Source organism: Caulobacter sp. GW456-12-1-14-TSB4, from assembly GCF_059424195.1.
This window is the reverse complement of record NZ_JBWKZF010000002.1, coordinates 35652-49918: the sequence shown is the minus strand read 5'-3', so window position 1 is coordinate 49918 and position 14267 is coordinate 35652. Positions and strand designations below refer to the sequence as shown.

Genomic DNA, 14267 nt, shown 5'->3' with positions numbered 1-14267 from the left:
GTTAAGCGCCGTCTCCCATCGGGCGCGAAGCGTGCGCCTCGAACCTGAACGCGCGGATCATCGCCAGGACGTCGGTCTCGAACCTTTCCGGCGTCGGCTCCTGGCCGACGATCCAGGCGTAGATCTCGCGGTCGGACTCCTCCAGCAGGGTCTCCAGCGTGTCGATCTGTTCGGAGGTCAGGTTCGGGCCATGGACGTCCGCGAACGGGCCCAGGATGAGGTCCGCTTCCCGGAAGCCGCGATGCCAGGCGCGGAAACGAAGGCGCCGAAGGCGGGAGTCGTGGTCGATGGTCATGTGTTCGCGGATATAGAGCGGGCTCAGGGCTTGCGCCACTCCATGATGACGTACCAGGGCGCTCGCCGGTATCTGTCAGCACGGTCGGGCGGCCCGCCGTGCGGCTCGGGCTCGTCGAAGTGCGTGAGCGTCAGGCCCGCCGCCAGGAACCACTGCATGTAGTCCTTCAGCGGACGATGCCAGTTGAGCACCCGGATGCCGCGCCATTCGTCCCAGCTGGCGCGCGGCTCCAGATAGCGGTCGATGGCGAAGTGCTTGCGCTGGCCCAGCAGGTTCCGCTGCCAGCCATCGTTGGCGCGGGCGGTCGAGAAGCTGGTCAGGTTGGCGACCAGCAGGGTCCCACCAGGCTTCAGCACCCGGACCATCTCGGCGATCGCCTCACCGGCGGGCTCGATATCGATCAGGGAAAGACAGCTGACCACGAGGTCGAAGCTGCCGCCCTCGAAGTCCAACGCCTCGGCGCGGCCGTCGACATAGGCGCCGTCCGGGTCCTTGGCCCGCGCGGCCTCCAGCAGCTCCGGCGTCGGATCCAGGCCCACGGGCTCGAAGCCCTCGGCGCGCAGGATCCGGCAGAACCGCCCTTCCCCGCAGCCGACATCCAGGGCCTTGCCGGGTGTCAGGCGCCGCAACCGCGCGATCATCGGCGCGTCGAGCACGTACTGTCGGCCATAGTCGCCAGTATCGCCCATGTCGGCGATCCAGGCTTTCGCGGAACTTCTCCAGCCGCCGTCGCTCATCTTCCGAACACTTCCTATCGCCTTGTCAGCATTGACTTTGCCGGGTTTCAGCCTATTTATCCCCAACTTCGGAGCAGGTCTGGCGAATCCGCGCTGCCCGCTCGCCCAAGCACGGGCGGCTCCGGGTTTCAGACCAGCGTGTAAATGACCGAATTTTCCGACCTCGGGCTTTCGCCCACGACCCTGCAGGCGGTCGCCGACACCGGCTATACCACTGCGACCCCCATTCAGGCCCAGGCCATCCCCGTCGCCCTCGCGGGCCAGGATGTGCTCGGCATCGCCCAGACGGGCACCGGCAAGACCGCCGCCTTCACCCTCCCGCTGATCGACAAGCTGCAGTCGGGCCGCGCCAAGGCCCGCATGCCGCGCGCCCTGGTCATCGCCCCGACCCGCGAGCTGGCCGACCAGGTCGCCTCCAGCTTCGAGAAGTACGCCAAGGGCACCAAGCTCTCGTGGGCGCTGCTGATCGGCGGCGTGTCGTTCGGCGACCAGGAGAAGAAGCTGGATCGCGGCGTCGATGTGCTGATCGCCACGCCGGGCCGCCTGCTCGACCACTTCGAGCGCGGCAAGCTGCTGATGACCGGCGTGCAATTCCTGGTCGTCGACGAAGCCGACCGCATGCTGGACATGGGCTTCATCCCGGACATCGAGCGCATCTTCAAGATGACGCCGCCCAAGAAGCAGACCCTGTTCTTCTCGGCGACCATGCCGCCGGAAATCACCCGCCTGACCAAGCAGTTCCTCAAGGACCCGGTCCGGATCGAGGTGGCCAAGCCGGCAACGACCAACGCCAACATCACCCAGCTGCTGGTCAAGGTCCCCTCCTCGGATCCCAAGGCCAAGCGCCTGGCGCTGCGGGCCCTGGTCGAGAAGGCCAACATCGAAACCGGCATCGTGTTCTGCAACCGCAAGACCGAAGTCGACATCGTCGCCAAGTCGCTGAAAGTGCACGGCTTCGACGCCGCCGCCATCCACGGCGATCTGGATCAGAGCCAGCGCACCAAGACCCTGGCGGCCTTCCGCGATGGTTCGCTGAAGATTCTGGTGGCCTCGGACGTCGCCGCGCGCGGCCTGGACATCCCGGCCGTCAGCCACGTCTTCAACTACGACGTCCCGCACCACGCCGACGACTACGTCCACCGCATCGGCCGCACCGGCCGCGCCGGGCGCACGGGCATCACCTACATGCTGGTGACCCCGGCCGACGACAAGGGCTTCGACAAGGTCGTCAAGCTGATCGGCTCGACCCCGGACGAAGAGAAGCTCGAGCTCGACTACTCGAACGCCGTGACGGTGAAGCGCGAGGGCGATCGCGATCGCAAGCGCGGCAGCCGTGATCGCGATCGTGGCGAACGCGGTGAGCGTCCCTCGCCCCGCGCCCGTGGTCGCCGCACCGAGGAAGCCGCCGCCGACGCGCCGGCCGAAGCCGTCGTCGTCGCCGAGACGCCTGAAGCCGTCGTCGCCGAGGAACGTCCCGCCCGCGAGCGCCGCCCGCGCCGCGAACGCGAGCCGCGTGGTGAGCGCGAACCGCGCGCCGCCGCCCCGGCCGCCGAAACCGAGCGCCCCGAACGCGCGGAACGCCCCGCTCGCGCCGAGCGTCCGGAGCGTGCTGAACGCGCCGAGCGCAGCGAACGTCCGGAGCGCCCCGAGCGTCCCGTGCGCGGCGTCCAGCCGGTCCGTGACCGCGACGACGACGACCGTCGCGTGGTCGGCTTCGGCAACGACATCCCGGCCTTCCTGGTCCGCCCGCCGCGCGGCAAATAGGCCTCGGATCATCGAGAATGCAGAAGCGCCGGACGATCGCTCGTCCGGCGCTTTTTCGTTTCTCGCGACCCGGTTTTCTAGGCCTGCGGGAAGTCCGTGCTGACCGTCAGCGCCTCCCAGGCGGACATCTCGGCCTGCACCGCGTCCAGCTTGGCGCGCGCCCGGCGCAGGGCGTCGGACCCGAGCAGCAGATGCAGCGGCGGATCGGGCGCGTCGACGATGCGCAACAGGGCCTGGGCGGCGCGATCCGGGTCGCCCAGCTGCTGGCCGGCCATGGACGAGAACGCCTCGCTCGCCTTGCCGACCGTGGCGTCATAGCCCTTGGCCCGCGTCTCGCTCAGGCGGATCGAGTGGGCCGAGAGGAAGTCCGTGCGGAAGGCGCCGGGCGCCACGGCGGTCAGCTTGATACCCAGAGGGGCGACTTCCTGACTCAGCGACACCGTCAGCCCCTCCAGCGCGAACTTGGCCGCCGCGTAGAGGCCCGAGGCCGCCCCCGGCGCGCGGCCGGCGATCGAGGTGATGTTGAGGATGCGCGCCTCCCCTTGCGTCCGCAGCCTGGGCAGGGCCGCCCGGATCACCTTGAACGGGCCGAAGACGTCGGTGGCGAACAGCCGCTCGGCCTCGGCGTCGGTGGCGTCCTCCAAGGCGCCCAGCAGGCCATAGCCCGCGTTGTTGACCACAACGTCCAGGCGCCCGTCGGCCAGGCGGAAGGCCTCATCTACCGCCCGGTCGATCGCCGCGCCGTCCGTGACATCCAGGGTCAGGACGTGCAGCAGGCCCGGTCCAGCGTCGATCGGTGGCGCGCCCGAGCGGACCGTGCCGATCACGGTGTCGCCGCGCGCCAACGCCGCCTTGGCGAGCGCGAGACCCAGCCCGCGTGAAATCCCCGTGATGAACCAATGCTTCGTCATCGCCTGCTCCTTGTGAGGCGCACCTTGTGCGCCTTCTCAAGCCACTACATAATACGGTCAATTCTGATCGAGTTTGTAAGGCTGACTAAAGAATGACCCAGGCGGCGGCGGACGCGATGCTGACGGGCGGCGACTTCGCCCACCTGCGCGCCTTCGTGGCCGTGGGCCAGGCGCTGAGCTTCACGCGCGCGGCCGAGGCGCTAGGCGTCACGCCATCGGCCCTGAGCCAGATCGTGCGCACCTTCGAGGACAAGATCGGTGTCCGCCTGCTGAACCGCACCACGCGCAGCGTCTCCTTGACCGAGGCGGGCCAGACCCTGCTTCGCCGCGCCGCGCCAGCCGTCGCCGAACTCAGCCAGGCCGTCGGCCAGGCGCGGCTATATCAGGACCTCCCCTCAGGAACCGTCCGCGTCCACGCCTTCCGCTCCGCGGCCGAGCGCTTCATCCAGCCCATCCTGCCCACGTTCCGCCGCGCGTTTCCCAAGGTGGTGCTGGACGTGACGATCGACGACGAGGTGGTCGACACCGTCGCCGCCGGCTTCGACGCCGCCATCCGCATCGGCGAGGTGATCGAGCGCGACATGATCGCCGTACCGCTGGAGCCGCCGTTGCGGCAGGTGCCGGTCGCCGCGCCAAGCTATGTGGCCGAGCGTGGCCTGCCGGCCCATCCGCGCGATCTGCTGGGCCACGACTGCATCCGCTGGCGTTGGCCGGGCCACACACAGCCCTATCGCTGGGAATTCCTCGAGGACGGCGCCTGGTTCGAGGTCGAGGTCGACGGGCCGCTGATCGTCAACAGCAAGGAGATGGCGCTGCAGGCCGCGCTCGACGGCGTCGGCATCGCCTTCCCGGTCGAACGCACCGCGCGTCAGGCCATAGCCGAAGGCCGTCTCGTCCCCATGCTGGAGCCCTGGTGCGGGTCTTTCCCGGGCCACCACCTGTGCTTTCCCCAGCAACGGCAGATGAGCCCGGCCCTTCGCGCCTTCATCGATACGGTTCGAGACGGCGCGGCCATGGCCTAGTTGACGGAACGCTGTTATCGTCGCTGACGTTTTCGGCTCGATCGCGCCGGAGTCCGGCCCGGTCGCGCCCAATAAGCCAATTTGGCGACAAGAATGGGAGGACTGAACATGGCCGCCATCGAACCCGAACTCGACAAGCAAGCCGTGCTGATCGCGCACGAAAAGACCTATCACGCGTTCGCGGTGCTGCTGCGCTGGGCGATGCTGGGCCTGGCCTCCAGCATCAGTGGCCTGACGGTGTGGTTCGCCACGCCGGGCGGCTTCTGGGGTGGCCTCGTCACCTTCCTGATCGTCTGGTTCGCCGGCTATTACGGCATGGTCAAGCGCGAGGAGCAGCAGTCGCTCGACCCGTGGGCTCCGGGCCGCAAGGGCATCCTCTAGAGCGCCTGATCCACCACGCTGAGCAGGTCGTCCAAGGACGGCTTGAAGGCGAATTTGAAGCCTCGGCGAAGCCTGGCCAGCACCGGCGCCTGTCGCGCCGGAGCCGGTGACGCGCAGACATAACCGCGCCAGTCGACGCCGACCTGGCGGCAGGCCGCCCGCACCCACTGGCTGGTGAAGTTCAGCGGCTGGATCTCCACGACCCGCGCGCCCTTCGGCAAGAAGACGGCGTTGGCCAGGGCCGCGCCGCTGGCGCCGACCAGTACCTCGGCGTCACGCATCAGGGCGACCTGCTCGGCCGCGCCCAGGGTCTCGGGCCGCACGATCGTGAAGCCGCGCGTCATCAGGGCCTTTTCGAAGGCCGCCTCGCCGACCATCACCCGCATCGACTGGCCACGCCGGGAGAGATAGACGCGTTTGGCGCCTTGCCCGACCGGCGCGCGCTCGAGCACCCGCGCGGCGACATCGGCGACCAGGCCGTTCGGGTGGTGCAGGAAGTGGTCCATGCTGGTGGCGAACACCGCCCGCTTCAGCCGCACGACCGGCGCCTCGACCTCGCGCAGGTCGATCCCCGGGAAGGCCAGAGCGATCAGGTCGCGCTGCCAGGCGGTCAGCTTCGGGGCCAGGACCGGCACACCGTCCAGAAGCCCCGCCTGCTCCAGCGCCAGCAGCGACGGCAGGGCGTCGATGACGAAGTGACCGTAGTTGAAGGTCGCGCCCCAGGGCAGGAACACAGCCCCGGCCTCGATCTGCGGCGCCGAAGCCGGCGGCGTGAACCGGTCGCCCTGCACGCCCGGCATCGCCGACAGGTCCTGCGACCCATGCCGCGCCTCGCCGATCGTAGCGTTGTAGAGCGCGCCGTCCGTCCCGATCAGCCCGCCGAAGCGCGGGAACCACCAGCTCTCGCCGATCGCGCACAGCGCCGGCACGTTGACCGGCAGCGGAGCGTTGATGTCGAACTGCCAGGCGGCGGCCTCCGGGCCGGCCAAGGCGCCCCACGGCGCGCCGACCGAGGCGTCATGCTCCGGCGCGAACGCCACTCCGGTCTGGCCCCGCGCGAACCGCTCGCGCAGCTCCGCCGCCAGCACGGGCGGCAGGTCGCTGGCCTCGACGATGGGGCGCAGGGAAAGCGGCGCGGTCATGCGCCGCTTGGAGCATGACCTTTAAAACGTGTCATCCCGGAAAGCGCGTAGCGCTTGTCCGGGACCCAGGGGCCGGCGCACTGCAGTCGCCCCTGGGTCCCGGCTCTCCGCTTCGCTGCGGCCGGGATGACAAGGTTTAGCGTTTGATCTGCCCTGCCAGGTACTTGCGGATGCCCTCGCCGTACGGCGGGCGCAGGCCCAGCATCGGGGCGATGTCCTTCTTCAACTGCTGGAACACCGCCTTGCGGTGGCTGAACTCGCGGAAGCCGTCGTGGCCGTGATAGGCGCCCATGCCGGCCGGGCCGACGCCGCCGAACGGCAGGTCCTCCTGGGCGACGTGGAAGATCACGTCATTGACCGTGACGCCGCCGCTAGTGGTGTTGGCCAGCACCCGATCCTTCTCGGCCTCGTTCGTGCCGAACCAGTAGAGGGCCAGCGGCCGGTCGCGGGCGTTCACATAGGCCACGGCCTCGTCGACGGTCTTGTAGCCCTTTACCGGCAGCACCGGGCCGAAGATCTCCTCCCGCATCACCGTCATGTCGTCGGTGGGATCCAGGATCAGGGTCGGGGCGATCTTGCGATGCTCCTGCTGCGAGAGGTCCTCGCCGCCCGGATTGATCTCGACAATGCGAGCGCCCTTGGCCCGGGCGTCGTCGACATAGCCCTTCACCCGGTCGTAATGGCGCTGGGCGACCACGGCCGTGTAGTCGGGATTATCCTTGATCGTCGGAAAGTAGCGGCCGACGGCGGCCTGAGCTTCCTTGACGAAGGTCTCGACGTCTTCCTGCGGGGCCAGGACATAGTCCGGCGCCAGGCAGATCTGGCCGGCGTTCAGGGTCTTGCCGTTCATGATCCGCGCCGCGGCCGTGGCGATGTCAGCGCCGCGCGACAGTATCACCGGGCTCTTGCCGCCCAGCTCCAGGGTGACAGGCACCAGGTTCTCGGCCGCCGCCCGCATCACGTGCCGCGCCACCGAGGTCGCGCCGGTGAAGACCAGGTGGTCGAAGGCCAGCCCCGAGAACGCCTGGCCGACCTCCGGCCCGCCGACGAACACCGCGACCTCTTCTTCCGAGAACGCCTTGGCGAACATCGCCTTGAGCAGGTCCGAGGTGGCCGGTGTGAATTCCGACGGCTTGATCATCGCCCGGTTACCGGCCGCGAACACGCCGGCCAGCGGGGCGAAGGTCAGGTTGACCGGGAAGTTCCAGGGGCTGATCACGCCCACGACGCCCTTGGGCTGCCACTGCACGCTGGCCTTGGCGCCGAACAGGCCCAGGATCGCCGGGGTCGTCTTGCGCTTCTCGGGGCGAGCCCACTTGGCGACGTTCTCGCGAGCGAACTTCAGCGGCCCGATCGAGCCGGCCACGTCGGTCAGCGAGGTGGCCTCCGGCGAGCGCGAGCCGAAGTCGGCGTTCACGGCCTTGGCGATCTCGACCTGGTGCCCGACCAGCAGATCGATGCAGCGGTTCAGCCAGTCGATTCGCTTGTCGATGCTTGGCGCGCCGTCGCGCAGGTGCGCGGCCTTCTGTCGCTGCAGGATGTCGTTCATCACCGCCTTGTGGGCGTCGGACGACAGATTCACCGGCGCATTCATGATGCTGGCTCCCTCCCCTGGCCCGGCCGAGGCGGCGCGGCGCTCATCTTATCGATGATCACCATGAGCGCTGGTCGTTTCTTACGCAAGAGAACGTCGTTCTTAACGCATCGTAAGAACTCTCCCCCCTAAGGTCGCGCTCCAAGCGTCGGCGTTTCCGCAAGGGGGACCGCCCACGGGGGAAGAAGAGATGTCGGACGTCGAAACCACGCTGCGCGGTCCCGAGGCCTACAAGATTGCTTCGCGCGCCTTGGAGCTCATGGAGCGCCACCAGGTGTGGCCGACCGCGCTGAACTTCGAGCTGTGGACCCACTATGTGGCCGATCCCGACGGCGCCCTGGCCCGTGAGCTGACCCGCCTGATCTCGCTGGGCGAGCCGATGACCGAACTGGTCAGCGAAGAGCTCGCCGCGACCTACCTGCCCAAGGCGCGCCTGAACGAACAGATCCGCGACGCCGGCGACATCCTCTCCAAGGAACTGGAAGCGGTCTCCAAGGCCATCCAGAACGCCCAGAAGTCCAACGCCGCCTTCGGCAAGGAACTGGCCGGCGCCAGCAAGAGCCTGGACAAGACGACCGACGTCGAAGCCATCAAGGCCGTGGTCGGCAACCTGGCCGAAGCCACCCGCCGCGTGCACAAGGAAAACCAGTCGCTGGAAACGCGCCTGGCCGAATCCACCTCGGAAGTCGAGCGCCTGCGCGAGCACCTGGAACAGGTCCGTCGCGACGCCACCACCGACGGCCTGACGAACCTGGCCAACCGCAAGGCCTTCGACGAAGAGCTGGATCGCGCCTGTCAGGACGCCGACGACAGCGACACGACGATCTGCCTGGCCGTGCTCGACATCGACCACTTCAAGGGCTTCAACGACACCTGGGGTCACCAGACGGGCGATCAGGTCATCCGTTACGTCGCCTCGGTGATCGGCCGCGTCGCCGCGCCGCCGCGCTTCGCGGCCCGCTACGGCGGCGAGGAATTCGCCATGATCTTCCCGCGCGAAGCCGCCTCGATCGTCGCCACCACCCTGGAAGAGATCCGCGTCGAGGTCTCCTCGCGCATGCTCAAGCGTCGCTCGACCAACGAGGACCTGGGCGCCATCACCATTTCGTCGGGCTTCGCCGAGCGCAAGCCGAACGAAAGCGGCCACTCGGTCATGGAACGCGCCGATGCGGCGCTCTACGCCTCCAAGCGCGGCGGCCGCAACCGCGTCACGGCGGCGGAATCCATGCCGGCCTCGGCCAACGCGGCCTAAACAGCTTCAGCAGAAGACCTACCTTTGGCGCCGCCGGTCTCACGATCGGCGGCGTTTCCTTTTGAAGATTCCAATTTCCCCCTGAAGATTCCACTGGCCTTCCCAAAGGGCAAAGGCGCCTAGAATTCTCCCAACGAACCAAGGGAGCAGCGCCGTGGACTATCAGAAGATCCGTGTCTCGACCCAGGACGGCGTCGCCACCGTCACCCTCGCCGATCCGTCCACGCTGAACGCCGCCAGCCTGGAGATCGCCCGCGAGCTGATCCACGCCTTCTCCTCCATCGCGGCCGGCAAGGTCGAGGCGCGCGCGGTGATCCTGACCGGCGAAGGCCGCGGCTTCTGCTCGGGCGCCAACCTGTCGGGCGGCGGCGCGGCCGGGCGCGAGCTGGATGTCGACGGCAAGCCCGACGCCGGCTCGGCGCTGGAGAACACCTACAACCCGCTGATGACCCTGCTGCGCGACTTCCCGCTGCCGATCGTCACGGCGGTGAACGGTCCGGCGGCCGGCGTCGGCTGTTCGATCGCGCTGATGGGCGACATCATCGTGGCCGGCGAGAGCGCCTATTTCCTGCAGGCCTTCCGGCGCATCGGCCTGGTGCCCGACGGCGGCTCGACCTACCTGCTGCCCCGCCTGATCGGCAAGGCGCGGGCGATGGAGATGATGCTGCTGGGCGACAAGATCCCGGCCGCCACGGCGCTGCAATGGGGCCTGGTCAACCGCTGCGTCCCGGATGACCAGCTGATCCCGACCGCCCATGCGCTGGCCCTCGAACTGGCCAAGGGCCCGGCCGCCCTGGGCGCGATCCGCAAGCTGGTCTGGGACAGCCTCGACAGCGACTGGACCGGCCAGCTGCACGCCGAACGCAAGGCCCAGAAGTTCGCCGGCAAGACCGAGGACTTCCTGGAAGGCGTCAGCGCCTTCCTCCAGAAGCGCGCGGCGGCGTTCAAAGGGCGCTAGTTTTGGGGGGCGCTAGCGGACGCCTGGAGGTCGACCAGGATCCGGACAGCCTCGTCGGCGCGCTCGGCCGGCACGAAAACATGGTCGTGGTTCAGCGCCGCGACCATGTTGCAGGCGATGCCAGCCTGGGCCAGCGTCGTGGCCACAGCGGCGGTCAGGCCGACGCCGTCGAGGGCCGAATAGACGTTGAGCGTGATCAGGGCCATCGGCGCCTCGACCGGGAAGCCAGCCGCTGCCGCCGCGCCACGCTCCAGGATCAGGCTGACGCCCTCGGCCTCGCGGAACATGGCCAAGGGCTGGAGCGCGGCCCAGTCGCGATCGCCGGCGGCGCAGAACACGTATTGGCCGCTCTGGAGCGCCGGCGTCATACCCGCAACCATTTCCCGAGCGTCGCGAACGACTTGGCTCATTCTTCCGACGTCGGAAGATAGGGCTTGTAGCTCTTCTCCTCGACGATCTCCGAGCCTGCGGCCTCGTTGATGGCGCGCTTGATCGCGGCGCGCTTGTCGTTGTCGATATAGACGCGGCGGGCCAGGGCCACGAAGTCCGGGCCGAAGTCCTGGCGGCGCTCGCAGTCGCGCTTGCCGTCCTCGATATCCCAGAGAGCGGCGTTGACCGTCGTGAGTTCCTCGGTCAGGCGGGCGATGTCGGCGTTGTCGGGCAGGTGCTGAGCCGCCGTGGCCTCCAACAGGGCCAGCTCCTTGCGGACATTGGCTTCCTTGGCCGGATCGCCGATGCGCTGGGCCTTGACCCGCAGGATGGTGATCTTGTCGACCAGTTCGCCCGCCGAGATCGGCGCGAGGATGGACATTCAGGCGACTCCGGACACCAACTTGTTGAGCGCGTCCCAGGCCGCGTCGACCGGCAGGGCGCCCATGCCGCTTCCGTAGTCCTCCGCGACCAGCATCTCAAGCCGCTGGGCGGCGGGACGGAACTTCACCGACTTGCGGCGGTCCTGCTGCAGCGACAGCAGCGGCGCGCCGCCGGCGGCGAGCATGTGGCCCGGGCCCGCGTCGTTGGCGACACCAGCCGCCAGCCGGCTGGCCAACGCGATGACCAGCAGGGGGCCCTTCACGGCCGTGAAGCCGTCAGTGCGGTTGCGCTCGGGCTGGAGGGCTTGCGGGACCTCCTGGGCGGCGATGGCGGCGTCCTCGGCCTCGTCGGGGCCGAAGAGGAACACGGGCGTCCAGCCGTTGGCGACGATCCGGCGGGCCAGCTCGAAATAGTTCTCCAGCGGCCAGCGCTTGTCCTGACCGCCCGCGCCGGGCGCCAGGCCGACATAAGTCCGGCCGGCCGGCAGCAGGGACTCGGCGGCCTTCAGGGCGTCTGGGTTGGTCAGCGCCAGGGGCTTGGGCGCGCCCTGCCCGTCCGTGGCCAGGTCCAGCAGTCGCGCCAGGCGATCGGTGACGGCGACCGGCCAGTCCTTGGCGCGAGCCTGATGCGCCGCCGAGAAGAAGCGCCCCGCGCCACGCCTGGCCACGCCGCTGCGGCGCAGGTTCTCCTGGGTGTCGATGACGAGGTCGAACTTGCGGCCGCCGAACGGCTTGCTCCATGGCAGGCTATCCAGCGCGCCCGCGCCGTTGGCGCCGTCCAGGATCACCTCGTCGACATAGCCGGCCATGACGTTCTTCAGCGCCGTCGTGTAGACCGTCTCGCCCTTGGCCGCGCACCAGCTGATGCGGGCCTCCGGGAACGCCGCGCGCAGCCCGGCGATGAAGGGCAGCTTGATCAGGCCATCGCCGATCACCTCGCCCATGGAATAGATAAGCACCGTCTGGACCATGGCCGTGTGTCGCCGGGTCGCTCGCGGCTGTCCATCACGAAAATGTAAGTGAACACTCACTTGCTAATTTTGAACGCCATGAGATGCTCTCTGCATGAGCGCCAAACCCCGCATCGAACGCGCCGCCCTGGAGGCCTTCGTCACCGAAGGCGTCGACGCGGCCACCACCAAGACCATAGCCGCCCGCGCCGGCGTTTCCGAAGGCGCGATCTACCGCCACTGGAAGAGCAAGGACGCGCTGGCCGTCGGCCTGTTCATGGACTGCCACCGACGGCTGTCGGCCCTGATCGAGGACGAGGCCGGCGCGGTCCAGGGCGTCGAGGCCAAGGCCGAGGCCCTGGTGCGGGCCTATTGCGCGGTGGCCGACGAGGACTGGCTGCTGTTCTCATTCCACCTGCTGCAACTGCACCACTTCCTGCCCTACTACCAGGAGGACGGCCGCGATCCGGTCACCCTGGTCGAGGACATCATCAAGCGCGCCATGATGGACCTGCAGCTGCCGCCGGGCGATCCCCGCGTGCTGGCGGCCATGGCCATCGGGGTCATCACCCAGACCGCGCAGAACAAGGCCTATGGCCGCCTGGGCGACGACGCCCTCTCGGCCCACGCTCCCCTGATGACGGCGGCCGTCAAGGCCGTGCTGTTCGCCCGCTAAGGATCAGACGCTCATGCGCAGCGCGATGTTCAACGCCTACTACTGGGTCCTGTCGATCTTCTACGGCCTGTCGGCTGCCCTTTCGGCGCTGCTGCCGGGGCGCAAGCCGGTAGCCTTCGCCCTGCGGCTCTACAGCCAGCGGATGCTGTGGGCGCTTAGCTTCTTCGCCGATGTGAAGGTGCAGCTTAAGGGCCAGGAGAATCTGCCCAAGGGCCCCTTCATCATCGCCGCCAAGCACCACAGCTGGGGCGACGGCTTCGTGATGTTCGCCAATGTCGACAACCTCTCCTTCGTCACCGGCGACCACCTGGAGAAGTTCCCGCTGGTCGAGGCCATCCTGAAGAAGTTCGGGGCCATCGTCGTCGACAGCTGCGGCGGTCCGGAAGCCCGCAAGGCGCTGTCGGCCAGCGCCGCCCAGGTCGTGGCCGAGGGCCGGCGCATCCTGATCTATCCCGAGGGCCACCTGGCCGCGCCGGGCGAGCGGTTCCGCTACCGGACGGGCGTCTACTACATGAGCAAGGACTTCGGCCTGCCGGTGGTGCCGGTGGCCACCAACCTGGGCTGCTTCTGGAAGCAGACCGACAAGCTGAAGACGGCCGGCACGGCCACCGTCGAGTTCCTGCCCGCCCTGCCCCAGGGCCTGGAGAAGGACGCGTTCATGCAGCTGATGGAGACGACCATCGAAGGCCGCACCAACGAACTGATCGCTCAGGCGCGCGGCGAGGCGGTGAAGCCGTCGGTGCTGGTGGAGTGGAACGGGCGCAAGAACGTGCCGGCGGCGGCCAAGCCCGCCCAAGCCACGGCCTGATCATGCTCGGGATCCTGGCGTTCGAGGCCCTGTGGGGTCTTGGCATCTTCCTGCTGGCGCGAAAAATCGGCCAGCGCCCTCGCCTGCTGACCGTGACCTTGGCGTTCTCGTCCGCGCTTCCGCCCCTTGTCGCGGCGGCTTGGGGGATCGCCTTCGCGGTAGAGCCCGCGTCGATTCCACCGGTCGCCCGGCCAGCCTGGATCGCCGACAGTCTCTGGTATTTCTTCTACGCCAGTCTCGCCCTGACGGTGGCCGCGCCGTTGGCGGCCAAGGGCTACAGGGTCCCGGCTGTCATGTTCGCATTACCACAGGCGCCCATGACCTGGTTCTTCGGCTTCATCGGCACGATGCAGGTCACCGGGGTTTGGCTCTAGACCTCGACCGGGCACTCCGCCGGAACGCCCGCGAACGTGCCCTCGGCCCGACGCTTGGCGAAGTGGGTCTGGGCGCAGGTCGAGGAGCACAGCAGGCCGGTGTCCGACCAGTAGAGCGGCGCCTCGTCCTCGTGCTTGAAGCGCGGCGCGCCCCAAGCGAGGCCGCATTCGACGCAGGACGGCGTCTTGGCCAGCATCAGTCGAGCGCTTCGGCGGCGGGCTGGATGGTGACGCTCTCGCCGCAACCGCAGGCGTCGGTCTCGTTCGGATTGTGGAACACGAACTTCGACGACAGCTTGGTGATCTCGTAGTCGATCTCGGTCCCGATCAGGAACAGCACGGCCTTGGGCTCGATCAGGATCGTGACGTCCTTGTCCTCGACCACCTCGTCCAGCGGACCGCGTTCGGCGGCATATTCGAAGATGTATTCCGAACCGGCGCAGCCGCCGTTCTTCACGCCGACGCGCAGGCCGGCATAGGGCTTGTCGGCGCGCGCCATGATCTCCTTCACGCGTGCGGCCGCGGCGTCGGTCAGGGTGACGACCTTGGGGCGCGGGCGGCGGGGACGTGCGGTGATCGTGGCTTCCATGG

General features: G+C 68.5%; 18 protein-coding genes and 1 pseudogene. 8 read left to right on the top strand and 11 right to left on the bottom strand.

The window, feature by feature from the left end; all coding sequences use genetic code 11:
• Window position 1: 1 nt before the first annotated feature.
• Together AC07YH_RS02230 and AC07YH_RS02225 are read right to left on the bottom strand one after the other, a co-directional pair.
• On the bottom strand, window positions 2–295 hold the full coding sequence (locus tag AC07YH_RS02230; RefSeq protein ID WP_494745600.1) for an FAD assembly factor SdhE: 294 nt from the start codon (window positions 293–295) through the stop codon (window positions 2–4).
• 23 nt (window positions 296–318) lie between these two features.
• Window positions 319–1050 (bottom strand): class I SAM-dependent methyltransferase, encoded by a 732-nt coding sequence (locus tag AC07YH_RS02225; RefSeq protein ID WP_494745599.1) that lies wholly within the window; start codon window positions 1048–1050, stop codon window positions 319–321.
• A gap of 126 nt (window positions 1051–1176) precedes the next feature.
• Between AC07YH_RS02225 and AC07YH_RS02220 the strand changes: the two genes are divergently transcribed.
• Window positions 1177–2796 carry a DEAD/DEAH box helicase gene (locus tag AC07YH_RS02220; RefSeq protein WP_494745390.1) on the top strand — a complete coding sequence of 540 codons (1620 nt, stop codon included), beginning with the start codon at window positions 1177–1179 and terminating at the stop codon, window positions 2794–2796.
• A gap of 77 nt (window positions 2797–2873) precedes the next feature.
• On the opposite strand, the gene AC07YH_RS02215 is transcribed toward AC07YH_RS02220, so the two are convergent.
• Complete coding sequence (locus tag AC07YH_RS02215; RefSeq protein WP_494745389.1) at window positions 2874–3707, bottom strand: oxidoreductase; 834 nt, start codon at window positions 3705–3707, stop codon at window positions 2874–2876.
• 92 nt (window positions 3708–3799) lie between these two features.
• On the opposite strand from AC07YH_RS02215, the gene AC07YH_RS02210 reads away from it, so the two are divergent.
• Both AC07YH_RS02210 and AC07YH_RS02205 read left to right on the top strand, forming a co-directional pair.
• A complete protein-coding gene (locus AC07YH_RS02210) occupies window positions 3800–4729 on the top strand; it encodes a LysR family transcriptional regulator (RefSeq protein ID WP_494745388.1) in 930 nt (309 codons plus the stop codon).
• Window positions 4730–4837: 108 nt separating this feature from the next.
• Entirely contained in the window at window positions 4838–5110 is a 273-nt protein-coding gene (locus AC07YH_RS02205; RefSeq protein WP_494745387.1) for a hypothetical protein, read from the top strand.
• Here the strand turns inward: AC07YH_RS02205 and AC07YH_RS02200 are convergent.
• The 3 genes and pseudogenes from AC07YH_RS02200 to AC07YH_RS02190 form a co-directional block, all read right to left on the bottom strand.
• Window positions 5107–6252, bottom strand: a complete 1146-nt coding sequence (locus AC07YH_RS02200; protein ID WP_494745386.1) for a glycosyltransferase family 61 protein — start codon at window positions 6250–6252, stop codon at window positions 5107–5109. The genes AC07YH_RS02205 and AC07YH_RS02200 overlap by 4 nt on opposite strands.
• Before the next feature lie 21 nt (window positions 6253–6273).
• Window positions 6274–6387, bottom strand: a pseudogene (locus tag AC07YH_RS02195) (hypothetical protein); the annotation flags it as partial.
• 1 nt (window position 6388) lies between these two features.
• Entirely contained in the window at window positions 6389–7846 is a 1458-nt protein-coding gene (locus tag AC07YH_RS02190; protein ID WP_494745385.1) for a coniferyl aldehyde dehydrogenase, read from the bottom strand.
• Window positions 7847–8036: 190 nt separating this feature from the next.
• Between AC07YH_RS02190 and AC07YH_RS02185 the strand changes: the two genes are divergently transcribed.
• Window positions 8037–9098: a GGDEF domain-containing protein gene (locus AC07YH_RS02185; RefSeq protein WP_494745384.1), complete on the top strand. Its 1062-nt coding sequence runs from the start codon at window positions 8037–8039 to the stop codon at window positions 9096–9098.
• Window positions 9099–9252: 154 nt separating this feature from the next.
• The gene (locus AC07YH_RS02180; RefSeq protein ID WP_494745383.1) at window positions 9253–10056 is read left to right on the top strand and encodes an enoyl-CoA hydratase/isomerase; all 804 of its coding nucleotides are present in this window, start codon (window positions 9253–9255) and stop codon (window positions 10054–10056) included.
• Here AC07YH_RS02180 and AC07YH_RS02175 read toward each other — a convergent pair.
• Genes AC07YH_RS02175 through AC07YH_RS02165 form a run of 3 tightly spaced genes read right to left on the bottom strand, consistent with a single transcriptional unit; the run spans window position 10053 to window position 11839 of the window.
• Complete coding sequence (locus tag AC07YH_RS02175; protein ID WP_494745382.1) at window positions 10053–10466, bottom strand: ACT domain-containing protein; 414 nt, start codon at window positions 10464–10466, stop codon at window positions 10053–10055. The genes AC07YH_RS02180 and AC07YH_RS02175 overlap by 4 nt on opposite strands.
• A complete protein-coding gene (locus tag AC07YH_RS02170; RefSeq protein WP_494745381.1) occupies window positions 10463–10867 on the bottom strand; it encodes a DUF6165 family protein in 405 nt (134 codons plus the stop codon). Before AC07YH_RS02170 ends, AC07YH_RS02175 begins: the two co-directional genes overlap by 4 nt.
• Window positions 10868–11839 carry a glycosyltransferase family 9 protein gene (locus AC07YH_RS02165; protein ID WP_494745380.1) on the bottom strand — a complete coding sequence of 324 codons (972 nt, stop codon included), beginning with the start codon at window positions 11837–11839 and terminating at the stop codon, window positions 10868–10870.
• Between the two features lie 94 nt (window positions 11840–11933).
• On the opposite strand from AC07YH_RS02165, the gene AC07YH_RS02160 reads away from it, so the two are divergent.
• From AC07YH_RS02160 to AC07YH_RS02150, 3 genes are read left to right on the top strand one after another with little or no spacing between them, the layout of a single operon-like run.
• Window positions 11934–12494: a TetR/AcrR family transcriptional regulator gene (locus AC07YH_RS02160; RefSeq protein ID WP_494745379.1), complete on the top strand. Its 561-nt coding sequence runs from the start codon at window positions 11934–11936 to the stop codon at window positions 12492–12494.
• Window positions 12495–12507: 13 nt separating this feature from the next.
• Window positions 12508–13302: a lysophospholipid acyltransferase family protein gene (locus AC07YH_RS02155; RefSeq protein ID WP_494745378.1), complete on the top strand. Its 795-nt coding sequence runs from the start codon at window positions 12508–12510 to the stop codon at window positions 13300–13302.
• Between the two features lie 2 nt (window positions 13303–13304).
• Window positions 13305–13676: a hypothetical protein gene (locus AC07YH_RS02150; protein ID WP_494745377.1), complete on the top strand. Its 372-nt coding sequence runs from the start codon at window positions 13305–13307 to the stop codon at window positions 13674–13676.
• On the opposite strand, the gene AC07YH_RS02145 is transcribed toward AC07YH_RS02150, so the two are convergent.
• Together AC07YH_RS02145 and AC07YH_RS02140 are read right to left on the bottom strand one after the other, a co-directional pair.
• A complete protein-coding gene (locus tag AC07YH_RS02145) occupies window positions 13673–13873 on the bottom strand; it encodes a hypothetical protein (protein ID WP_494745376.1) in 201 nt (66 codons plus the stop codon). The two genes, AC07YH_RS02150 and AC07YH_RS02145, sit on opposite strands and share 4 nt — an antisense overlap.
• On the bottom strand, window positions 13873–14265 hold the full coding sequence (locus tag AC07YH_RS02140) for a HesB/IscA family protein (RefSeq protein WP_494745375.1): 393 nt from the start codon (window positions 14263–14265) through the stop codon (window positions 13873–13875). The genes AC07YH_RS02145 and AC07YH_RS02140 overlap by 1 nt, the downstream gene beginning before the upstream one ends.
• Window positions 14266–14267 lie beyond the last annotated feature (2 nt).

Bases quoted from the DNA above. Each gene is read 5' to 3' on its own strand.
- AC07YH_RS02230 (WP_494745600.1), bottom strand. From the start codon at position 295: ATGACCATCGACCACGACTCCCGCCTTCGGCGCCTTCGTTTCCGCGCC.
- AC07YH_RS02220 (WP_494745390.1), top strand. From the start codon at position 1,177: ATGACCGAATTTTCCGACCTCGGGCTTTCGCCCACGACCCTGCAGGCG.
- AC07YH_RS02215 (WP_494745389.1), bottom strand. From the start codon at position 3,707: ATGACGAAGCATTGGTTCATCACGGGGATTTCACGCGGGCTGGGTCTC.
- AC07YH_RS02210 (WP_494745388.1), top strand. From the start codon at position 3,800: ATGACCCAGGCGGCGGCGGACGCGATGCTGACGGGCGGCGACTTCGCC.
- AC07YH_RS02205 (WP_494745387.1), top strand. From the start codon at position 4,838: ATGGCCGCCATCGAACCCGAACTCGACAAGCAAGCCGTGCTGATCGCG.
- AC07YH_RS02200 (WP_494745386.1), bottom strand. From the start codon at position 6,252: ATGACCGCGCCGCTTTCCCTGCGCCCCATCGTCGAGGCCAGCGACCTG.
- AC07YH_RS02190 (WP_494745385.1), bottom strand. From the start codon at position 7,846: ATGAATGCGCCGGTGAATCTGTCGTCCGACGCCCACAAGGCGGTGATG.
- AC07YH_RS02185 (WP_494745384.1), top strand. From the start codon at position 8,037: ATGTCGGACGTCGAAACCACGCTGCGCGGTCCCGAGGCCTACAAGATT.
- AC07YH_RS02175 (WP_494745382.1), bottom strand. From the start codon at position 10,466: ATGAGCCAAGTCGTTCGCGACGCTCGGGAAATGGTTGCGGGTATGACG.
- AC07YH_RS02170 (WP_494745381.1), bottom strand. From the start codon at position 10,867: ATGTCCATCCTCGCGCCGATCTCGGCGGGCGAACTGGTCGACAAGATC.
- AC07YH_RS02165 (WP_494745380.1), bottom strand. From the start codon at position 11,839: ATGGTCCAGACGGTGCTTATCTATTCCATGGGCGAGGTGATCGGCGAT.
- AC07YH_RS02160 (WP_494745379.1), top strand. From the start codon at position 11,934: ATGAGCGCCAAACCCCGCATCGAACGCGCCGCCCTGGAGGCCTTCGTC.
- AC07YH_RS02155 (WP_494745378.1), top strand. From the start codon at position 12,508: ATGCGCAGCGCGATGTTCAACGCCTACTACTGGGTCCTGTCGATCTTC.
- AC07YH_RS02150 (WP_494745377.1), top strand. From the start codon at position 13,305: ATGCTCGGGATCCTGGCGTTCGAGGCCCTGTGGGGTCTTGGCATCTTC.
- AC07YH_RS02145 (WP_494745376.1), bottom strand. From the start codon at position 13,873: ATGCTGGCCAAGACGCCGTCCTGCGTCGAATGCGGCCTCGCTTGGGGC.
- AC07YH_RS02140 (WP_494745375.1), bottom strand. From the start codon at position 14,265: ATGGAAGCCACGATCACCGCACGTCCCCGCCGCCCGCGCCCCAAGGTC.